The organism is Kitasatospora sp. NPDC057940, from assembly GCF_042887425.1.
In the GTDB taxonomy this organism is placed as follows: domain Bacteria; phylum Actinomycetota; class Actinomycetes; order Streptomycetales; family Streptomycetaceae; genus Kitasatospora.
This window is the reverse complement of the sequence record NZ_JBHVPH010000003.1, coordinates 368,005-385,200: the sequence shown is the minus strand read 5'-3', so window position 1 is coordinate 385,200 and position 17,196 is coordinate 368,005. Positions and strand designations below refer to the sequence as shown.

Below are 17,196 nucleotides of genomic sequence, written 5' to 3'. Positions count from 1 at the left end.
AGCCGGGAGGGGCGCGTCGCGATGGTCATCCCGTCCATCCGGTGTGGTGCAGCCAGTCCTCGAAGGTCATCACGTCGGGGTGCAGGCGGCGCAGGAGGTCGATGTCCCGGTCTCGGGCGTAGAGGTCACGGTCGGCGAAGAACCGGAACATCGCCGCGTAGTCGTGGCTGAAGCCGGGGGCGGCGGTGCGCAGGTCGTCGTGCGGCATCGGGACGTAGGTGCTGGGGGTGCCCGTGACCTGGGCGAAGGTGGCGGCGATCTCGTCGCCGGTGAGGCTGTCGCCGATCACCGCGAGGTCGCGGGCGCCCCAGGACTGCCAGTTGTCGAACATGTGGCAGGCGAACCAGGCGATGTCGTCGAGGGCGACGAGCGGGTAGTGGGCGGCGCCGAGGGGGAGCCTGAAGACCAGGCCGCCCCTGCCGTCCGGCCGGGGGGAGAGCCGGTCCCGCAGGTTCTCGAAGTACGGCGCCGTGGTCAGCACCGAGACGTGGTCCGTGTACCAGCCGTCGGTCTCCTCGCGGAGCATCTCCTCCGACCGCATCAGGCCGATGTGGGCGGCGACGGCGGCCTTGCTGTCGAAATGCGGGACGGGGTGGCCGGTCAGGGACACCGCGCTGTCCAACGAGGACCAGATGAAGCGCTCCACGCCGGCCCGCTCGGCGGCGGCCAGCAAGTGCAGCCCCTGCCGGTACTCACCCACCGCGCTGCCCGTCGCGAAGAAGTCGGTGTTGGCGAACACGTGGTCCGCCTGCCCGATCAGGACCTCGAGCGCCGCCGGGTCGGAGCGGACCAGTCGCACGCGGTCGGGCGCGGTGGCGGCGAGTCCGGTGGCGCGGGCGGACTCCGGGTGGCGGGTGGGGACGGTGACGGTGGCGTCGGTGGTGGCCAGCAGGCGGCGGACCACGTGGCTGCCCATGGCCCCGGTGCCGCCGATGACGAGGACGTGGGTCATGGGGTTCCTCCCTGGTGTGTCAGGACGTGTTCGGCCAGCTGGGCGTGGGTGGCGACCCAGACGTCGCCGGACTCGCGGATGTGGTCGAGGATCTGGCCGACCATGCCCGCGAGGAGCGGTCGGCCTCCGACGTGGGCGTGGATGGTCAGGTGGAAGACGCCCGGGCCGGGGGCGGCGAGCAGCTGGTTCAGCAGCTCACGGTGAAGGTCGCGGTAGGCGTACGGGCCGGCCGCGGCGTCGCGGACGTCGGAGTGGTCGCTGTGCATGAGGGAGACCAGAGGACCGTGAACGGTGGACAGGACCTGCGGGAGGTCGTGGTCGCCGTGGTCGCCGGTCCAGCGGTAGCCGGCCTCGGCGAGCAGGTCGACCGTGTGCCGCGAACCGGTGGCGCGCGGGCTCATCCACCCCGTCGGGCGAACACCGGTGACCCGGTGAAGGATTTCGGTGCAGCGACGGACGTTGGCCCGCTCGGCATCGACGTCGAGCAGCGCGGGCACCACGTCCTGGGCCCAGGAGTGTGCGGCGATCTCGTGACCCGCCTCGTGCACGGCCTCGACGGTCTCGGGGTGCCGCTCGGCCACCAGTCCACTGACGCCGACGGTGGCAGGCAGGTCACCCAGGACGTCGAGCAGCCGCCGGATGCCGGTGGTGACGCCGTAGTCCGCCCAGGAGGTGCTGTGCGTGTCGTCGATGCCGGACAGCGGCCACGCCGCGGCCATCGGCGCGTAGGCGGGCCAGTGCCCTGGTGACCACAGCTCCAGCGCGACGGTGACCAGCGCGACGACCTTCCGCCCGCCCGGCCATTCGGTCTCTGCCCTCATACGGTTCCCCTGTTCCCCTGTTCCCCTGATCGACGGCTCGACGGCTTCCGCAGTGGACGCTAGTGAGGCGGTAGGTACCTCCGGGTTCCTGGCGGCGGGCTACCGTCGGGTCATGCGTGAGTACTCCGGCAGTGTCTTCCTCGCCGACTGCCCGGCTCGGCTGGCGATCGAGATCATCGCCGACAAGTGGGCGGTGGCCGTGCTGTTCGCGTTGAGCCGGGAACCGTGCAGACACGGCCAGCTGGTCGACCTGATCGGCGGAATCTCGCGGAAGGTGCTGACCCAGACGCTGCGCCGGTTGCAGGGGTACGGCCTGATCGACCGCCACGCCGGGACCGGGAAGGTCGAGTACGCGCTGACGGACCTGGGCCGGACGCTGGTGAAGCCGATCGCCGTGCTGACTCAGTGGGCTCACGAGCACGGCGCGGCCGTGCTGGAATTCCAGGAGTCCCAAGCGGGCCGGTCGCACTGACGGTGTCTCGGTCAGGAGGAGCGCGTCGCGAAGCCGGGTGCGGACCACCGTGATGTGACGCGCGAACCCTTGACCGGATCTTTTCCGTATCGCCATGATGAGCCGTCATGTTGTGACTCCGCCGCTGGGGGAAGTCCGGTCCGAATCCGGCGCTGACCCGCAACGGTAGGCCGCCGACTCCACGTCGGTGGCGAGCCCGAGTACCCGGCGGCGGAGGTGTGTCGTCCCCTCCTCCCGTCGTGGTCTGCGGGCCGGAGCTCCGAGGGCTGCCCGGCTTGTCGCCGCCGTCCTCCGGGCCCCTGCGTGCGGGCCCGGAAAGGCCCACCGTGTCCTCGTTCCGACGCCCCCTGCGCCTCCTCGCGATACCCGCGCTCGCCCTCGCCACCGTCCTCCCGGCGGCCGCTGCCGCCCACGCCGCGCCTGCCGCCGCGACCGCCGCGACCTCGTCCTCGACGATCCGCCCCGACGCCGCCGCGGGCGGCTGGCTGGCCCGTCAGCTCGTCGACGGCGACCACTTCGAGTCCGTCTTCAACGGGACGGCCTACCCCGACCAGGGCCTGACCATCGATGCCGTACTGGCCTTCGCCGCCTCGCGCAGCTCCGACCAGGCCGCCGCGAAGGCCACCGTCTGGCTGGCCAAGCCCGAGATCATCAGCGGCTACCTCGGAGACGGCACCACCGAGGCCTACGCCGGGGCGACCGCCAAGCTGCTGCTCGCCGTCGAGGTGCGCGGCGGGAACCAGACGGCCTTCGGCGGCGTCGACCTGCCGGCCCGGCTGCGCTCGCTCCAGACCGCCGAGGGCCGGTTCTCCGACCGCTCGCAGTGGGGCGACTACAGCAACGCCTTCGGCCAGTCCCTGGCCCTGATCGCCCTGCACCGCACGACCGGTGGCGCCCCGGCCGCGGCCGTCGACTTCCTCGCCAACAGCCAGTGCGCGGACGGCGGTTACCCGATCGCCTTCGGCCAGGCCGCCTGCACCAGCGACCCGGACGCCACCGCGCTCGCCGCCCAGGCCCTCGCCGCCACCGGCCGCACCGCCAAGGCCGAGGCCGGGCTCGGCTGGCTGACCGCCCACCAGAACGCCGACGGCGGCTTCTCGGCCGCCGGGGCCGCCGCGTCCAACGCCAACACCACCGGCCTCGCCACGCAGGCGCTGCTGGCCGGCGGACGCTTCGTGGCCGGCCTCAAGGGCTGGAGCAGCCTGGTCAAGCTCCAGCAGGGCTGCGCCACCGACCCGGCGGTGCGCGGGGCGGTCGCCTACGACGCGACCGGCTTCAACCCGGCCACCGGCGCCCGGGCCACCGCGCAGGCCGTCCTCGGCCTGGCCGGCACCCCGCTGGCCACCCTCTCCGCCGCCGGTGCCCGCCCGGACGCGCCCGTGCCGGCCTGCCCGGCGACCACCCGCTGACCCCGCGAGGAGAGCTCCGATGACCGACACCCCGGCGCCCGCGCGCCCGGCCCGCCGCACCCTCGGCTCGATCGCCGCCGCCGCTGCCCTCACCGCCGGCCTGCTCGGCGTCTCCGCCGTCCAGGCCCCGAAGGCGCAGGCCGCCGCCTGCGACGGCACCACCGGTGTCACCGTCGTGGTCGACTTCACCGCCGTCGGCGGCGGCATCCAGACCGGCTGCGCACCCGGCGACCCGGCCAGCGGCCTGGCCGCGCTGACCGGCGCCGGGTTCGCGTACACCTTCCACCCGCGCTACCCGGGCTTCGTCTGCACCATCAACGCCCTGCCGACGACCTGCACCAACCCCACCGGCAGCGCCTACTGGTCGTACTGGCACGCCCAGCACGGCGGCCCCTGGTCGTACAGCAACCTGGGCGCGGGCAGCTACAACCCGGCACCCGGCGACGTCGAGGGCTGGTCCTTCGGCGCCGGCGCCCAGCCGGGCGTCACCGCGCCCTGACCTCCGGCGACCCCCCGGTGCCCCGGCCCCTCCGGAAGGGGGGCCGGGGCACCGGCGCTTCAGGCTTCGGACGGTGCGGACGCCGCTCGGGACGGGGTGTCCGAGCAGGACCCCGGATCAGTTGCCGTAGCGGAGCGAGACGGTGTCGCCGAGGTGGACGGTGGTGGCCCGGGTGGCGGCGGTGGCGGTGGTGCCGTCCAGGCTGACCTGCCAGGTGGCGGAGCCGCTGTTGGTGGTGCCGTTGATCGCGGTGACGGCGCCGGTGCCGGAGGACGGGGCGACGGCGGTGACGCAGCCGGCGGGGGTCGCGGATCCGGCGGCGTCGAGGACGTCGCCGAGGGTCGCGGTGGTGGCGGTCGGGGTGAGGGTGACGGCGCAGACCTTGGGCGCGCCGGTGCCGTCGTCGACGACCAGCGCGAGCCTGGCGGCGGTGCCGGGGACGAAGGCGCTGGTGGTGGCCCAGGCGGGCTCGCCGGCGGTGGTCGGGGCCGGCGGGGTGGCGGTGAAGCCGGCGCCGGCGACGGCGCGCAGGCCGTCGACGGAGGCGTAGGGGGACGGGGCGGTGTCGGTGGGCAGGTACTTGAAGCCGCCGCCGGGCTTGAACTGCTGGGCGATCAGGAAGTCGACGGGGCTCTTGCCGGTGCCGCTGGTGAAGTCGGCGCCCTGAGGGTTGATGCCGCAGGCGTTGAGGCCGGAGACGGCCCAGCCGTTGGAGTCGGTGTTGACGCCGAACATGGCGCTGAAGGCGCCGGAGGCGGTGAGCTTGCCCTTGAGGAAGTTCTTGGCGGCGACGATCGCCGGGTCGGTGGCGGGGACGCCCCCGGTGCAGAGCGAGGCCATGGCGGCGCCGGTCATGTCGATGTCGCTGCCCTGGGCGAGGGCGTTCGGGTCGCCGGCGGCCTTGCTGAAGTTCCAGCCGCCGTCGTTGTGCTGGTTGGCGCGCACCGCCGTGACGGAGGCGTCGAGCAGCGGCTGCGGGACGCGCGGGCCACCGGCCTGGGTCCTGGCGCCCGCGAGGGCGAGGAGGCCGAAGACGGTGCCGTTGAAGTTGGCGGACGGGCCGTAGTAGCCGGGTTCGGCGGTCTGCCAGTAGGCGGCGAGGTCGGCGACGAGGTTGCGGCCCGGGCCGACCCGGGCGGGGTCGATGCCGGCGGCGTAGGCGTTGAGGATGCCGCGCTCGTAGTCCGTGACGACCGGCGAGGCGCTCGGCCAGCCGGGGGCGGCGAGTTGGCCGCGGTACACCAGGCGGGCGTTCTTGGTGGGGTCGCCGCCGGGGGTGACGTCCGCGGCGGCCGTGCCGGCGGCCGCGAGTGCGCTGAACGCCCACTCGTTGGAGAGCCCGCCGCCGGTGACGTAGCTGCCGTCGGCGGCCTGGAGCGACTTCAGGTAGGTGACGCCGGTGCTCTTCGAGGTGGCTATCTGGGTCGGGCTGGCCGTCGCGTGGGCGGGGACGGCGGAGAGCAGGAGTGCGCCGGCCGTCAGAGCGACGGTGGCGGCGGAGGCGGCGCGGGCAGGGGTGGTCCGCGAGGGGGTGGTCCGCGAGGGGGCGAGGAGGGACACGGGACAGGCTCCTTGGGGTGGCGGGCGCCGACCCTGCCCCGGAGCTCCGGCGTCCGTTGGAGGGCGCGCGACTGCCGGAGCGGTCGCCGCCCGGATCGCGTGGGCCGGCTTTCGCCATGGTGCGTGGCCGGGTGGGCATTCGGGCTCAGGGCGGCGCGATCGCCACCCCACACCGCTGCGCGTCAGCCCCGGATTCGCACCGGGTTCCCCCGCTCGGCCACCGCGGACGCTACCGCACGGCGCACCGGCCCACGAGGTGACGTAGTCGATATGACGACCCGTTGACTCCCCTTCGACCGGCGTGGTCTGATGAACCGATTTTTTGCCCTCGGCATTCAGGGGAAGCCGGTCCAACTCCGGCGCTGACCCGCAACCGTGGACCCACCTGTGGTGGGTGAGCCGGAATGCCTGGATCGGGGGCCTGTTCACAGAGCACTTGCGTCGTCGCGGACTACGACGCGGTCCGGACGGCCCCTGCCCAGGGGGCCGTCGGCTGCGCCGTTGCGTCCTGCGTCGACCGACCAGGGAGTCGTCGTGAGGGTCAGCAGCAGTCGCACACGTCACAGGAACCGGGACCTCGCCTCCTTGGTGGTCGCCGGTGCTGTCGCGGTCGCCGCCTGCGGAAGCGTCCTGTTCGGGCGCCCCGGCACCGCGGCCGCCGACCCGATCGAGCAGTGCACGGCGACGACGGGCGCGATCGTCGCCGTCGACTTCACCCACTGGGGCGGCGGCGTCGTCCGGGGCTGCGACGCCCACCCCACGACCGGGATGAACCTGCTGCACGCCGCCGGCTTCACCACCACCGGAACCGAGCACGACGGACCCGCCTTCATCTGCCGCCTCGGAACCGGGACCTTCAACAGCGGTACCCAGTACCCGACGCCGGCCGAGGAACCCTGCGTCAACACCCCGCAGGCCACCGCGTACTGGTCGTACTGGATCGCCGAACCCGGCCAACAGGCCTGGTCCTACAGCCGGTTCGGCGCCGGGACGCAGAAGCCCAGGCCCGGCGAGGTCGAGGCCTGGGTGTACGGCGGCACCGACATCGGCGGCACCAGCGGGGCACCGGGCTTCACACCGGACTCCGTGAGGGCGAAGAGCGGCGGCTCGTCGGCTTCGCCGTCCGCCTCGCTGTCGCCCTCGGCGACCCCGAGTCCGACGTCGACTCCGACCCCGACCCCGACCGGGCCGTCCGCCACCGGTGACCCGGCGGCCGCCGCGGCCTGGCTGGCCCGTCAGCTCGTCGGCGGCGACCACATGGAGAACTGGGCCGTCGAGGGGCCGGACTACCCCCGGACCGCCCTCACCGCCATCGCCCTCGCCGCCGCCGGCACGCAGGACCCGGCGCTGCGCAGGACGGTCGCCTTCCTCGCCGCCCACACCGACGCCTTCCTGTATCCCGACGGTCCGGCCGGCCGGCCCGATGCGAGGGCCGCCGCACTGCTGGCCCTCGTCGCCGAGAGCACCGGTGGCGATCCCCAGGCCTTCGGCGGCCGGGACCTGATCGCCGCGCTCACCGGCCACGTCTGCGCGGCGGCGGGGGAGAACGGCAAGTGCACCGCCGCCGGGGACTTCCTCGGCGCGGCCTCGCCGTGGGTCCAGTCCCTCGGCGTCATCGCCCTCCAGCGCGCCGGCGTCACGCCACCCGCCCCGACGCTCGCCCGCTTCACGGCGCTCCAGTGCGCCGACGGCGGGGTGGCCGGATCGATGATCGTCGCCGGCGAGCACTGCGAGTCCGACCCGCTCACCACCGGCCTCGCGGCGCTCGCCCTGCGTGCGGCGCCCGGGTACGAGACGGCCGCGAAGAAGGCTTCGGACCAGCTCGCGGCCGGACAGCAGGCCGACGGATCCCTCCTCCCGTACCTCGGCGCCCCCGGCGACACCATCAGCACCGCGAGCGCGGCCCAGGCGTTCAGGGCCACCGGGCAGGACACCCGCCGAACCGCCGCCACGGCCTGGCTCGCCGCCCGGCAGGGCACGGACGGCGGCTTCGGCCCCGACGCGTCGACCACCGACCCGGACCCGGCGGCCACCGAGCAGGCGATCCTGGCCCTGACCGGCACCGACCTCACCAGCGTCCGGCACAACCCGGACGTCGGCACGCCGCCGACGACGCCCGCCACCACTCCCGTCACCACGCCCGCCACCACCCCGACGACGCCCACCACGCCCGCCGGCACGCCGCCGACCCTGCCCGCCGGGAGGGCCCCCGACGCCGCCAAGGGCAGCGCCTACCTCACCGACCCGTCCCGCCTGATCAACGGCCGCTACTACGAGGGCTTCCCGGCCTTCGCCGACTTCGGCCTCACCATCGACGGCGCCTACGCCCTCGCGGCCACCGGCACCGACGACGCCGCGCTGCGCAGGATCGTCGACTTCCTGGACCAGCCGGGCAAGGACGCCGGCGAGCGCACCGTCAACGACTGGACCGGCATCGGCACCGAGTACGCGGGCGGCGGCTCGATCGGGAAGGAGGCGCTGCTCGCCGAGGCGGTCGGCCGCAACCCGCGCGCCTTCGGCGGCCACGACCTGATCGCCGCCCTGGCCGCCCTCGTGTGCACCAAGGCCGACCAGAACACCGGCTGCGCGGCGCCCGGCAACTACACCTACGCCACCTCGGTGTTCTCCCAGGGGCTCGGCATCATGGCCCAGCTCCGGGCCGGGGACTCGACGAACGCCGCTCCCGCGATCGCCTACCTGAAGGGCCTCCAGCACCCGGACGGCTCCTGGCCGAGCCTGATCCCCGCCACCGGCGACTCCGACGTGGACAGCACGGCGATGGCCGTCATGGCCCTCGCCCTCGTACCGGGCGACGAGGCCGCGGGGGCGGTGGACAAGGGCCTCGGCTGGCTCGCCGCGCGGCAGCTGCCCGACGGCGGCTTCCCGGGCGCGGCCGGCGACTCGACCAACTCGGCCGCGCTCGCCATCCAGGGCATGACGCTGCGCCAGTCCACGTACGGCGCCCAGATCGCCAAGGCGCGCGACTTCCTCGCGGGCCAGCAGAACGGCGACGGCGGGTTCAACGTGGCCTCCGCCGGGCAGCCGGGCTCGGACGTCCGCGCGTCCACGCAGGTGCTCGGCGGTGCCACCGGGATCTCCTTCGGCACGCTGTTCCGGGACCTCGGGGGAACGTCGACGCCGACGCCGACCCCGACGTCCACCGGGACGGCGACCCCGACGGGCACGCCGACGAGCACGCCCACCGGTACTCCCACGAGCACGCCCACCGGTACGCCGACCAGCACCCCGACCGGCACGCCCACGAACACGCCCACGAACACGCCGACCAACGCGCCCACGGGCACGCCGAGCCCGACGGGCTCGCCCACGACGGCTGGGCCCTCGGACACCGCCGCTTCCTCGACCGGCGACGGTTCGACCACCTGGTCGGCCGGCGGCATCGACGCTCCGGCCGGAGGCGATGGCGGTGGCGCCGTCGCCCCCGCCGGTGGTGTGGCGGCGCAGACCGGTTCCGGCAGCCTGGCCGGCACCGGTACCCAGGCCCTGGCGCTGACGGCGGGCGCGGGTGCGCTGACCGCGCTCGGCGCAGCGGCCGTCCTCGTCGCCCGGCGCCGCACCGCGGCCGCCCCGGGGCGTCACCGGTGAGCCGGGGACTCGGTGGTCGGCTCGGTGGCCGGCTCGGCCGGCTGTCCGGGGCGGCGGCCCTGACCTTCGCCCTCGCGTTCGGCGGCGTCGCCGTGGGCACCGCCCCGGCGTCCGCGGCGCCGCTGCCGATCGACCAGTGCACCACCACCTCCGGCGTGGTGCTCGCCGTGGACTTCAGCAAGTGGGGCGGCCCGCTGCTGCGCTCCTGCGGGACCACCCCGACCACCGGCTTCACCCTGCTCAACCAGGGCGGCTGGAAGACCACCGGAACCGGCCACGACGGTCCGGCGTTCATCTGCCGGATCGGCTACAGCGGCTTCCAGGGCGGCAAGCAGTTCCCGGCCCCGGACCAGGAGAAGTGCGTCCTGACGCCCCCGGCCACGGCCTACTGGTCGTACTGGCACGCCGATCCGGGGCAGAACGAGTGGTCCTACAGCCAGCTCGGCGCGATGAGCTACCAGCCGAAGCCCGGCAGCGTCGACCTCTGGATCTTCGGCGGCACCAACGTCGAGGGCACCGAGGGGCGGCCGGGCTTCTCGCCGGACAGCGTTCGCGCGCACAACGACAGCCCCGGCGGGCAGCCCGCCGACCCCGGCCAGGGCACCACGGGAGGCTCCGGCGGTTCCGCCGTCTCCGGCGGCGGGTCAACGGGCGGCACGGGCACGACCGGCGGCAACGGCACCGGTACCGGTTCGAGCGGCAGCACCGGCAGCACCGGCAGCACTGGCAGCACCGGAAACACAGGCGGAACCGGCAGCAACAGCGGCGGCACCGGCGGCACCGGCACGGCCGGTGGCACCGGATCGGGCCGGGCCCCGGCCCCCGCCAAGCCCCCGGCGGGCGGAGCCCGTCCGCCCACGCCCGCCACCACCCCGGGGCCCGGCGCCGCCGCCACCCCCGAGGACGGCATCACCCCGCCCGGAGCGCCCGCGTCGACGCCCGAGCCCGCCACACCGGTGCCGGTCGAGCCGTCCACCGCGCCGCCGACCGACACCCCGAGCGATCAGCCGACCCCGCAGACGGTCGAGGCAGCGGACGCGCCGACGCCCACCCCCGCCGTGCCCGGCGGCGTGGTGGACGCCAACCCGGTGGCCGACGCCCCGCACGACTCCGGGTCGATGGTCCCCGCCGTCATCGCGACCGCCCTCGTGGGGGTGCTGGGCGCGGCCACCGTGGTCGTCGCGCGACGGCGCCGCCGCCGGGCCGAGTGATCCGGTGACCATGCCCGACCAGCACGCCGCCGGCCCCCCGAAGCCCAGACCGAAGCCCACCCCGAAGCCGAAGCCCGCCCCCGGACGCGACGCCGGTAGCCGGCGCAGCCCCCGGAACCTGCACCCGCTGGCCTGGTGGACCTGGGCGCTGGCCCTGGCGACGGCGGCCAGCCGCACCACCAACCCGCTGCTGCTCCTGCTCGTCCTCGCCGTGCTCGGCTACGTGGTCACCGCCCGCCGGACCGAGGCCCCGTGGGCGCGCGGGTTCACCTACTACCTGTGGCTGGCCCTGACCGTGGTGGCGATCCGGGTGGTGTTCCGGTGCGTCTTCGCCACCGGCATCACCCCGCACGACCACCTGCTCTTCTCGCTCCCGCACCTGCCCACCCCCGCCTGGTACGCGGGCATCCAGATCGGCGGGCCGGTCTCCCTGGAGGCGACCCTCTCCGCCGCCTTCGACGGGCTGCGCCTGGCCTGCCTGATCTGCTGCATCGGCGCCGCCAACACCCTCGCCAACCCCAAGCGCGCCCTGCGCGTCCTGCCCGGCGCCCTGTACGAGCTGGGCGTCGCCGTGACGGTGTCGCTCAGCGTCGCCCCGCAGCTGGTGCAGAGCGTCCAACGCGTCGCCCGGGCACGGCGGTTGCGCGCCGGGCAGCGGAAGGGCATCCGTGCGCTGCGCAGCATCGTCGTCCCGGTGCTGGAGGACGCGCTGGAGCGTTCGCTGCACCTGGCCGCCGCGATGGACTCGCGCGGGTACGGCCGCTCCGGCACCGCGAGCCGCCGCTCCCGCCGCGTCACCGGCGCCCTGATGCTGCTCGGCATGTGCGGCCTGTGCGCCGGGGTGTACGGGCTCCTGGACGGAACCGCCCCCGCCGCCCTGGGGCTTCCCGCCTTCCTCGCGGGCGCCCTGCTCTGCGTGGCGGGGCTGATCCTCGGCGGCCGGCGCGTACGGCGCACCACCTACCGGCCGGACCGCTGGCGGGCCGCCGAGTGGGGCGTCGCGGGCTGCGGGGTGACCGCCGCCGTCCTGCTGTTCGCCACCGTCGGCTATGCCGCCACCGACCTCAACCCCTCGCTCTACCCGCTCAGTTGGCCGAGCCTGCCGCTCGTCCCGGTGCTCGCCCTGCTGCTGGCCGGCGCCGCCGGGGTCATCGCGCCGCCGCCCGGCCGTACCCCGGAGCCCGGACGCACCCCGGAGCCCGCCACCAGCACTCGCGTCACCAGCACCGACCGCACGACCCCCGAGGTGAGCACGTGATCCGATTCGACCAGGTCGGCGTGGTGTACGACGGCGAGACCACCCCCGTCCTGCGCGATGTCGACCTGCACATCCCGGAGGGCGAGCTCTGCCTGGTGGTCGGCCGCACCGGCGTCGGCAAGTCGACCCTGCTCGGCGCCGTCAACGGCCTCGTGCCGCACTTCACCGGCGGCACCCTGTGCGGCAGGGTCACCGTGGACGGCCGGGACACCGCGCACCACCCGCCGCGCGAACTCGCCGACGTGGTCGGCGTGGTGGGGCAGGACCCGCTGGCCGGCTTCACCACCGACACGGTGGAGGAGGAACTGGCCTACGTCATGGAGCAGTTGGCCGTCTCGCCGGAGGTGATGCGCAAGCGCGTCGAGGAGACCCTCGACCTGCTCGGCCTCGCCGACCTGCGCCACCGCGCCCTGCACGAGCTCTCCGGCGGCCAGCAACAGCGCGTCGCCATCGGCTCGGTGCTCACCACGCACCCCCGCGTCCTGGTCCTGGACGAACCGACCTCGGCGCTCGACCCGACCGCCGCCGAGGAGGTGCTCGCGGCCATCACCCGCCTGGTCCACGACCTCGGCGTCACCGTCCTGCTCGCCGAACACCGCCTGGAGCGGGTCGTCCAGTACGCCGACCGCGTCGCCTACCTGCCCGGCGACGGCACGGTCGTGCACGGGCCGCCCGCCGAGGTCTTCCGGCACACCGCGATCGCGCCGCCCGTCGTCGGCCTCGGGCGGCTGGCCGGGTGGCGGCCGCTGCCGCTCTCCGTCCGGGACGCCCGGCGTGCCGCCGCCCCGCTGCGGGAGCGGCTGAACGACGTGCCCGTTCCTCCGCCGCGCCGGGCAGCGGTGGCGGGGGAACGGGTGCTGGACGCCCGGGGGGTGGTCGTCCGGTACGGGCCGGTGACCGCCGTCCGGGAGGTCGGGCTGGAGCTGCGGGCCGGCGAGGTCACGGCGCTGATGGGGCGCAATGGCTCGGGCAAGTCCTCGCTCCTGTGGGCGCTCCAGGGCTCCGGCCCTCGGCAGGGCGGCAGCGTGCAGGTGCTCGGAGCCGACGGCGGGCGGGCCGCGGACCCCAAGCGGCTCTCCGCGACCAGGGCCCGGCAGCTCGTCGGGCTCGTCCCGCAGACCCCGACCGACCTGCTGTACCTGGAGACGGTCGCCCAGGAACTCGCCCAGAGCGACCTGGAGGCCCGAAGTGCCGCCGGCCCGACCACGGCCAGCCCGACCACGGCCGGCCCGACCTCAGCCGGCCCGACCGCGCGGCAGATCCTCGACCGACTCGCCCCCGGGATCCCCGACGGCACCCACCCCCGGGACCTCTCCGAGGGCCAGAAGCTGGCCCTGGTCCTGGCGATCCAACTGGCCGCCGCGCCAAGGGTGGTGCTGCTGGACGAACCCACCCGAGGGCTCGACTACCACGCGAAGGAAGCACTCACCGGCATCGTCGACGCCCTCGCCGCCGAAGGCCGTACGGTCGTCGTCTCCACCCACGACGTCGAGTTCGTCGCCGCCGCGGCCGACCGGGTGGTGGTGATGGCCGAGGGTGAGATCGTCGCCGACGGCCCCACCGCCGAGGTCATCGTCGCCTCGCCCACCTTCGCCCCCCAGACCGCCAAGATCCTCGCCCCGCTGCCCTACCTGACCACCCGGCAGGTGGCCGAGGCCCTGGAACCCGCCGAGGCCGCCCGGTGAGCGCCGTCCGGATCCCCGGCCGGGCCCGCGTCGTCGCGGCCCTGGCCGCCTTCATCGGCCTGGTCGCCTTCACCTGGCCGTTCGTCGTCGCCCCCGGAAAGTTCGGCTCCTCCTACGCCCCGCCGCTGATCTTCGGCGCCCTGCTGGTCCTGGTGCTCGCCGTCGTCATCGCCGAGATCGCGGCCGGCGGCATCGACGCCAAGGCCCTCGCCATGCTCGGCGTCCTGTCCGCCGTCAACGCCGGGCTGCGCCCGCTCGGCGCCGGCACCGCCGGGGTGGAGACGGTCTTCTTCATCCTCGTCCTGGCCGGCCGGGTCTTCGGCCCGGGCTTCGGGTTCACCCTCGGCTGCACCTCGCTGTTCGCCTCCGCGCTGCTCACCGGCGGCGTCGGCCCCTGGATGCCGTACCAGATGTTCGGCTGCGCGTTCGTCGGCATGCTCGCCGGGCTCCTGCCGAGGACCCGGCGGCGGCGCTGGGAGGTGGCGATGCTGGCCGCGTACGGGGCGTTCTCCGGGTACCTCTTCGGCTTCCTCCTCAACCTCTCCTTCTGGCCGTTCTCCACCGACCCGAACAGTTCCATCGCCTACCTGCCCGGCCTGCCCTTCACCGAGCAGTGGCACCGCTACCTGCTCTTCGACCTCGCCACCTCGCTCGGCTGGGACACCGGCCGGGCCGTCACCACCTTCACCGCCGTGCTCGTCGTCGGCCCGGCCGTCCTCACCGTCTTCCGACGCGCGGCCCGCCGCGCCAACTTCGAGCCCACGGTGCGCTTCGAAGCCCCGGACGCCCCGGACGCCCCGGACGCCTCGGACGCCTCGGACGGTCGACGAGCCGCCGCGAACGGCACCGCGAACGGCACCGCCGTCGGCACCGCCATCGGCTCCGTGAACGGCACCGCGAACGGCGAGGGAGTCTCACCATCCGGACGGCTTCCGTGAATTCCGCGTCGGCCCCGGCGGTTTGCCCCTAAGCTGGCGACGCAGCTGGTTCGTCCTGCCCGCCAGGCAGGACGTCGCAAGAGGGAACCCGGTGGGAATCCGGGACTGCCCCGCAGCGGTGAGTGGGAACGACCGCCGTCATACGCACTGGACCCGGGACGGGTCTGGGAAGCGATGGCCAGTAGGTACCGGACGCCGACAGGCCCGGTGCGCCCACGAGTCCGAAGACCTGCCCGTTGCCCGCCCGCGGACCGTTCCGCGTGCGGATATCCCGGTGACCTCGTGGGCGGGTCGGCGACCATACCAGGCGGGTCCGGCACGCGCATCGACGTGAGCCGCCGTCCGGTTCGTCATCCCTTCGCGTCCTCGTCCCGTCCCCGGGTGCTTGAGGAGCCAGACTCGCGAAGGAGAGTCCCTTGACCACGAAGTCCGCAGCCGCGGCAACCAGGGCCACCGTGTACGGCTACCCCCGGCAGGGCCAGGGCCGGGAGCTGAAGAAGGCCATCGAGGGCTACTGGAAGGGCACGGTCACCGCCGACGCCCTGCGGGAGACGGCGGTCGGCCTGCGCCGGGAGAACTGGGCACAGCTCGCCCGGGCCGGGGTCCTGGAAGTACCCACCGGCGACTTCTCGTTCTACGACCACGTACTGGACACCACGGTCGCCGTCGGCGCGATCCCGGCCCGCCACCGGGCGGCCGTCGAGGCGGACGCGCTGGACGGCTACTTCGCCATGGCGCGCGGCACCCAGGAGGTCGCGCCGCTGGAGATGACCAAGTGGTTCGACACCAACTACCACTACCTGGTGCCCGAACTCGGCCCGGACACCGTCTTCACCGCGGACCCGGCCAAGGCCGTCGGGGAGTTCCGGGAGGCGCTGGCGCTCGGCCACACCGCACGCCCCGTGCTCGTCGGCCCCCTCACCTACCTGCTGCTCGCCAAGCCCGCCCCCGGTGTCGCCGAGGACTTCCAGCCGATCACCCTGCTGGACCGGCTGCTGCCCGTCTACGCGCAGCTGCTGGCGGACCTGAAGGCGGCCGGCGCCGAGTGGGTGCAGCTGGACGAGCCCGCGCTGGTGCAGGACCGCACCCCGGCCGAGCTGAACACCGCCGCCCGCGCCTACCGTGAGCTGGGCGGCCTGGCGGACCGTCCGAAGCTGCTGGTCGCGAGCTACTTCGACCGCCTGGGCGAGGCCCTGCCGGTGCTGGCCAAGGCCCCGGTCGAGGGCCTGGCGCTGGACTTCACGGGGCCCGCCGCGGCGAACCTGGACGATCTGGCCGCCGTCGGCGGGCTGCCCGGCAAGCGGCTGGTCGCCGGGGTGGTCGACGGCCGCAACATCTGGATCAACGACCTGGAGAAGTCGCTGGCCACCCTGGCGACCCTGCTGGGCCTGGCCGAGCGGGTCGACGTCGCCCCGTCCTGCTCCCTGCTGCACGTGCCGCTGGACGCCGCCGCCGAACGCGACGTCGACCCGCAGATCCTGCGCTGGCTCGCCTTCGCCAAGCAGAAGGCCAGGGAGGTGTCGCTGCTGGCCCGGGGCCTGCGCGAGGGCACGGGGGCGATCGCCGCCGACCTCGCCGCCAACCGCGCCGACCTCGCCTCGCGCGCCAACTCCCCGATCACCCACGACCCGGCGGTGCGTGCCCGCACCGCCGCCGTCACCGCCGACGACACCCGCCGCGCCCAGGCCTACCCGCAGCGGGCCGAGGCCCAGCGCGCCAGGCTCGGCCTGCCGCTGCTGCCGACCACCACCATCGGCTCGTTCCCGCAGACCTCCGAACTGCGGGTCGCGCGGGCCGACCTCACGGCGGGCCGGATCGACGCGGCGGCCTACCGGGAGCGGATGGAGACCGAGGTCCGGGAGGTCATCGCCTTCCAGGAGAAGGCCGGACTGGACGTCCTGGTGCACGGCGAGCCCGAGCGCAACGACATGGTCCAGTACTTCGCCGAACAGCTCACCGGCTACCTCGCCACCCGGCACGGCTGGGTGCAGTCCTACGGCACCCGGTACGTGCGCCCGCCGGTCCTGGCCGGGGACATCTCCCGCCCGCACCCGATGACCGTCGACTGGTTCGGCTACGCGCAGGGCCTCACCGACCGCCCGGTCAAGGGCATGCTCACCGGCCCCGTCACGATGCTCGCCTGGTCCTTCGTCCGCGACGACCAGCCGCTCGGCGACACCGCCCGCCAGGTCGCCCTCGCCCTGCGCGACGAGGTCACCGACCTGGAGGCCGCCGGCGCGGCCGTCGTCCAGGTCGACGAGCCGGCCCTGCGCGAGACCCTGCCGCTGCGCGCCGCCGACCGCCCGGCGTACCTGGAGTGGGCCACCGAGTCCTTCCGCCTGGCCACCTCGGGCGTCCGCGCCGACACCCAGGTCCACACCCACATGTGCTACGCCGAGTTCGGCGCGATCATGACGGCGATCGACGAGCTCGACGCGGACGTCATCTCGCTGGAGGCCACCCGCTCGCACATGGAGGTCGCCGGCGAACTCGCCGGGGCCGGCTACCCGCGCGAGGTCGGCCCGGGCGTCTGGGACATCCACTCCCCGCGCGTCCCCAGCACCGAGGAGGCCGTGGAACTGCTGCGCGCGGGCCTCGCGGCCATCCCCGCCGAGCGGCTGTGGGTCAACCCCGACTGCGGCCTGAAGACCCGCGGCTGGACGGAGACCCGCGCCTCGCTCGACAGCCTCGTCGGCGCCGCCCGCCACCTGCGCGCGGAGCTCGCCGGCTGACCCGCCGGTGACGCGCCCCGGCCGGGCACCGCATCCTGTGCGGCGCCCGGCCG

12 protein-coding genes and 4 riboswitches are annotated in these 17,196 nt (G+C 74.8%); of the genes, 9 read left to right on the top strand and 3 right to left on the bottom strand.

Annotated elements, in window-relative coordinates; translation table 11 throughout:
* Window positions 1–25: 25 nt before the first annotated feature.
* Together ACFVTF_RS07565 and ACFVTF_RS07560 are read right to left on the bottom strand one after the other, a co-directional pair.
* On the bottom strand, window positions 26–952 hold the full coding sequence (locus tag ACFVTF_RS07565) for an NmrA family NAD(P)-binding protein (protein WP_387810430.1): 927 nt from the start codon (window positions 950–952) through the stop codon (window positions 26–28).
* Entirely contained in the window at window positions 949–1,773 is an 825-nt protein-coding gene (locus tag ACFVTF_RS07560) for a polysaccharide deacetylase family protein (RefSeq protein WP_387810427.1), read from the bottom strand. The genes ACFVTF_RS07565 and ACFVTF_RS07560 overlap by 4 nt, the downstream gene beginning before the upstream one ends.
* Window positions 1,774–1,885: 112 nt before the next feature.
* Here ACFVTF_RS07560 and ACFVTF_RS07555 point away from each other — a divergent pair, with 112 nt between their 5' ends.
* From ACFVTF_RS07555 to ACFVTF_RS07545, 3 genes are all read left to right on the top strand, one after another.
* Complete coding sequence (locus ACFVTF_RS07555) at window positions 1,886–2,245, top strand: winged helix-turn-helix transcriptional regulator (RefSeq protein ID WP_387810424.1); 360 nt, start codon at window positions 1,886–1,888, stop codon at window positions 2,243–2,245.
* Between the two features lie 86 nt (window positions 2,246–2,331).
* Window positions 2,332–2,472: riboswitch (cobalamin riboswitch) on the top strand.
* Window positions 2,473–2,571: 99 nt separating this feature from the next.
* Window positions 2,572–3,654 carry a peptidase gene (locus ACFVTF_RS07550; protein ID WP_387810421.1) on the top strand — a complete coding sequence of 361 codons (1,083 nt, stop codon included), beginning with the start codon at window positions 2,572–2,574 and terminating at the stop codon, window positions 3,652–3,654.
* A 19-nt stretch (window positions 3,655–3,673) separates the two neighbouring features.
* Window positions 3,674–4,153 carry a flagellar hook-length control protein FliK gene (locus ACFVTF_RS07545; RefSeq protein ID WP_331744207.1) on the top strand — a complete coding sequence of 160 codons (480 nt, stop codon included), beginning with the start codon at window positions 3,674–3,676 and terminating at the stop codon, window positions 4,151–4,153.
* Window positions 4,154–4,270: 117 nt separating this feature from the next.
* Here ACFVTF_RS07545 and ACFVTF_RS07540 read toward each other — a convergent pair whose 3' ends face one another.
* Window positions 4,271–5,635: a hypothetical protein gene (locus tag ACFVTF_RS07540; protein ID WP_387810772.1), complete on the bottom strand. Its 1,365-nt coding sequence runs from the start codon at window positions 5,633–5,635 to the stop codon at window positions 4,271–4,273.
* 211 nt (window positions 5,636–5,846) lie between these two features.
* A riboswitch (cobalamin riboswitch) is annotated at window positions 5,847–5,923 on the bottom strand.
* A 90-nt stretch (window positions 5,924–6,013) separates the two neighbouring features.
* A riboswitch (cobalamin riboswitch) is annotated at window positions 6,014–6,144 on the top strand.
* A gap of 103 nt (window positions 6,145–6,247) precedes the next feature.
* Here ACFVTF_RS07540 and ACFVTF_RS07535 point away from each other — a divergent pair.
* The 6 genes from ACFVTF_RS07535 to metE all read left to right on the top strand — a co-directional run bounded on the left by ACFVTF_RS07535 (window position 6,248) and on the right by metE (window position 17,143).
* Window positions 6,248–9,319 carry a prenyltransferase/squalene oxidase repeat-containing protein gene (locus tag ACFVTF_RS07535; protein WP_387810418.1) on the top strand — a complete coding sequence of 1,024 codons (3,072 nt, stop codon included), beginning with the start codon at window positions 6,248–6,250 and terminating at the stop codon, window positions 9,317–9,319.
* Window positions 9,316–10,530 carry a hypothetical protein gene (locus ACFVTF_RS07530; RefSeq protein WP_387810416.1) on the top strand — a complete coding sequence of 405 codons (1,215 nt, stop codon included), beginning with the start codon at window positions 9,316–9,318 and terminating at the stop codon, window positions 10,528–10,530. Before ACFVTF_RS07535 ends, ACFVTF_RS07530 begins: the two co-directional genes overlap by 4 nt.
* A 10-nt stretch (window positions 10,531–10,540) precedes the next feature.
* Window positions 10,541–11,788, top strand: a complete 1,248-nt coding sequence (locus ACFVTF_RS07525) for a CbiQ family ECF transporter T component (protein WP_387810413.1) — start codon at window positions 10,541–10,543, stop codon at window positions 11,786–11,788.
* Window positions 11,785–13,473 (top strand): ABC transporter ATP-binding protein, encoded by a 1,689-nt coding sequence (locus tag ACFVTF_RS07520; RefSeq protein WP_387810410.1) that lies wholly within the window; start codon window positions 11,785–11,787, stop codon window positions 13,471–13,473. Before ACFVTF_RS07525 ends, ACFVTF_RS07520 begins: the two co-directional genes overlap by 4 nt.
* Window positions 13,470–14,411, top strand: coding sequence for an ECF transporter S component (locus ACFVTF_RS07515; protein ID WP_387810407.1), 942 nt, complete (start codon window positions 13,470–13,472; stop codon window positions 14,409–14,411). The genes ACFVTF_RS07520 and ACFVTF_RS07515 overlap by 4 nt, the downstream gene beginning before the upstream one ends.
* 29 nt (window positions 14,412–14,440) lie before the next feature.
* Window positions 14,441–14,663: riboswitch (cobalamin riboswitch) on the top strand.
* A gap of 164 nt (window positions 14,664–14,827) precedes the next feature.
* The gene (metE, locus tag ACFVTF_RS07510) at window positions 14,828–17,143 is read left to right on the top strand and encodes a 5-methyltetrahydropteroyltriglutamate--homocysteine S-methyltransferase (protein WP_387810404.1); all 2,316 of its coding nucleotides are present in this window, start codon (window positions 14,828–14,830) and stop codon (window positions 17,141–17,143) included.
* The last annotated feature ends 53 nt before the right edge of the window (window positions 17,144–17,196 follow it).

What these genes read in the sequence shown, in the direction of transcription:
- ACFVTF_RS07525 (WP_387810413.1), top strand. Translation starts at nt 10,541, where the DNA reads ATGCCCGACCAGCACGCCGCCGGCCCCCCGAAGCCCAGACCGAAGCCC.
- ACFVTF_RS07545 (WP_331744207.1), top strand. Translation starts at nt 3,674, where the DNA reads ATGACCGACACCCCGGCGCCCGCGCGCCCGGCCCGCCGCACCCTCGGC.
- ACFVTF_RS07560 (WP_387810427.1), bottom strand. Translation starts at nt 1,773, where the DNA reads ATGAGGGCAGAGACCGAATGGCCGGGCGGGCGGAAGGTCGTCGCGCTG.
- ACFVTF_RS07565 (WP_387810430.1), bottom strand. Translation starts at nt 952, where the DNA reads ATGACCCACGTCCTCGTCATCGGCGGCACCGGGGCCATGGGCAGCCAC.
- ACFVTF_RS07555 (WP_387810424.1), top strand. Translation starts at nt 1,886, where the DNA reads ATGCGTGAGTACTCCGGCAGTGTCTTCCTCGCCGACTGCCCGGCTCGG.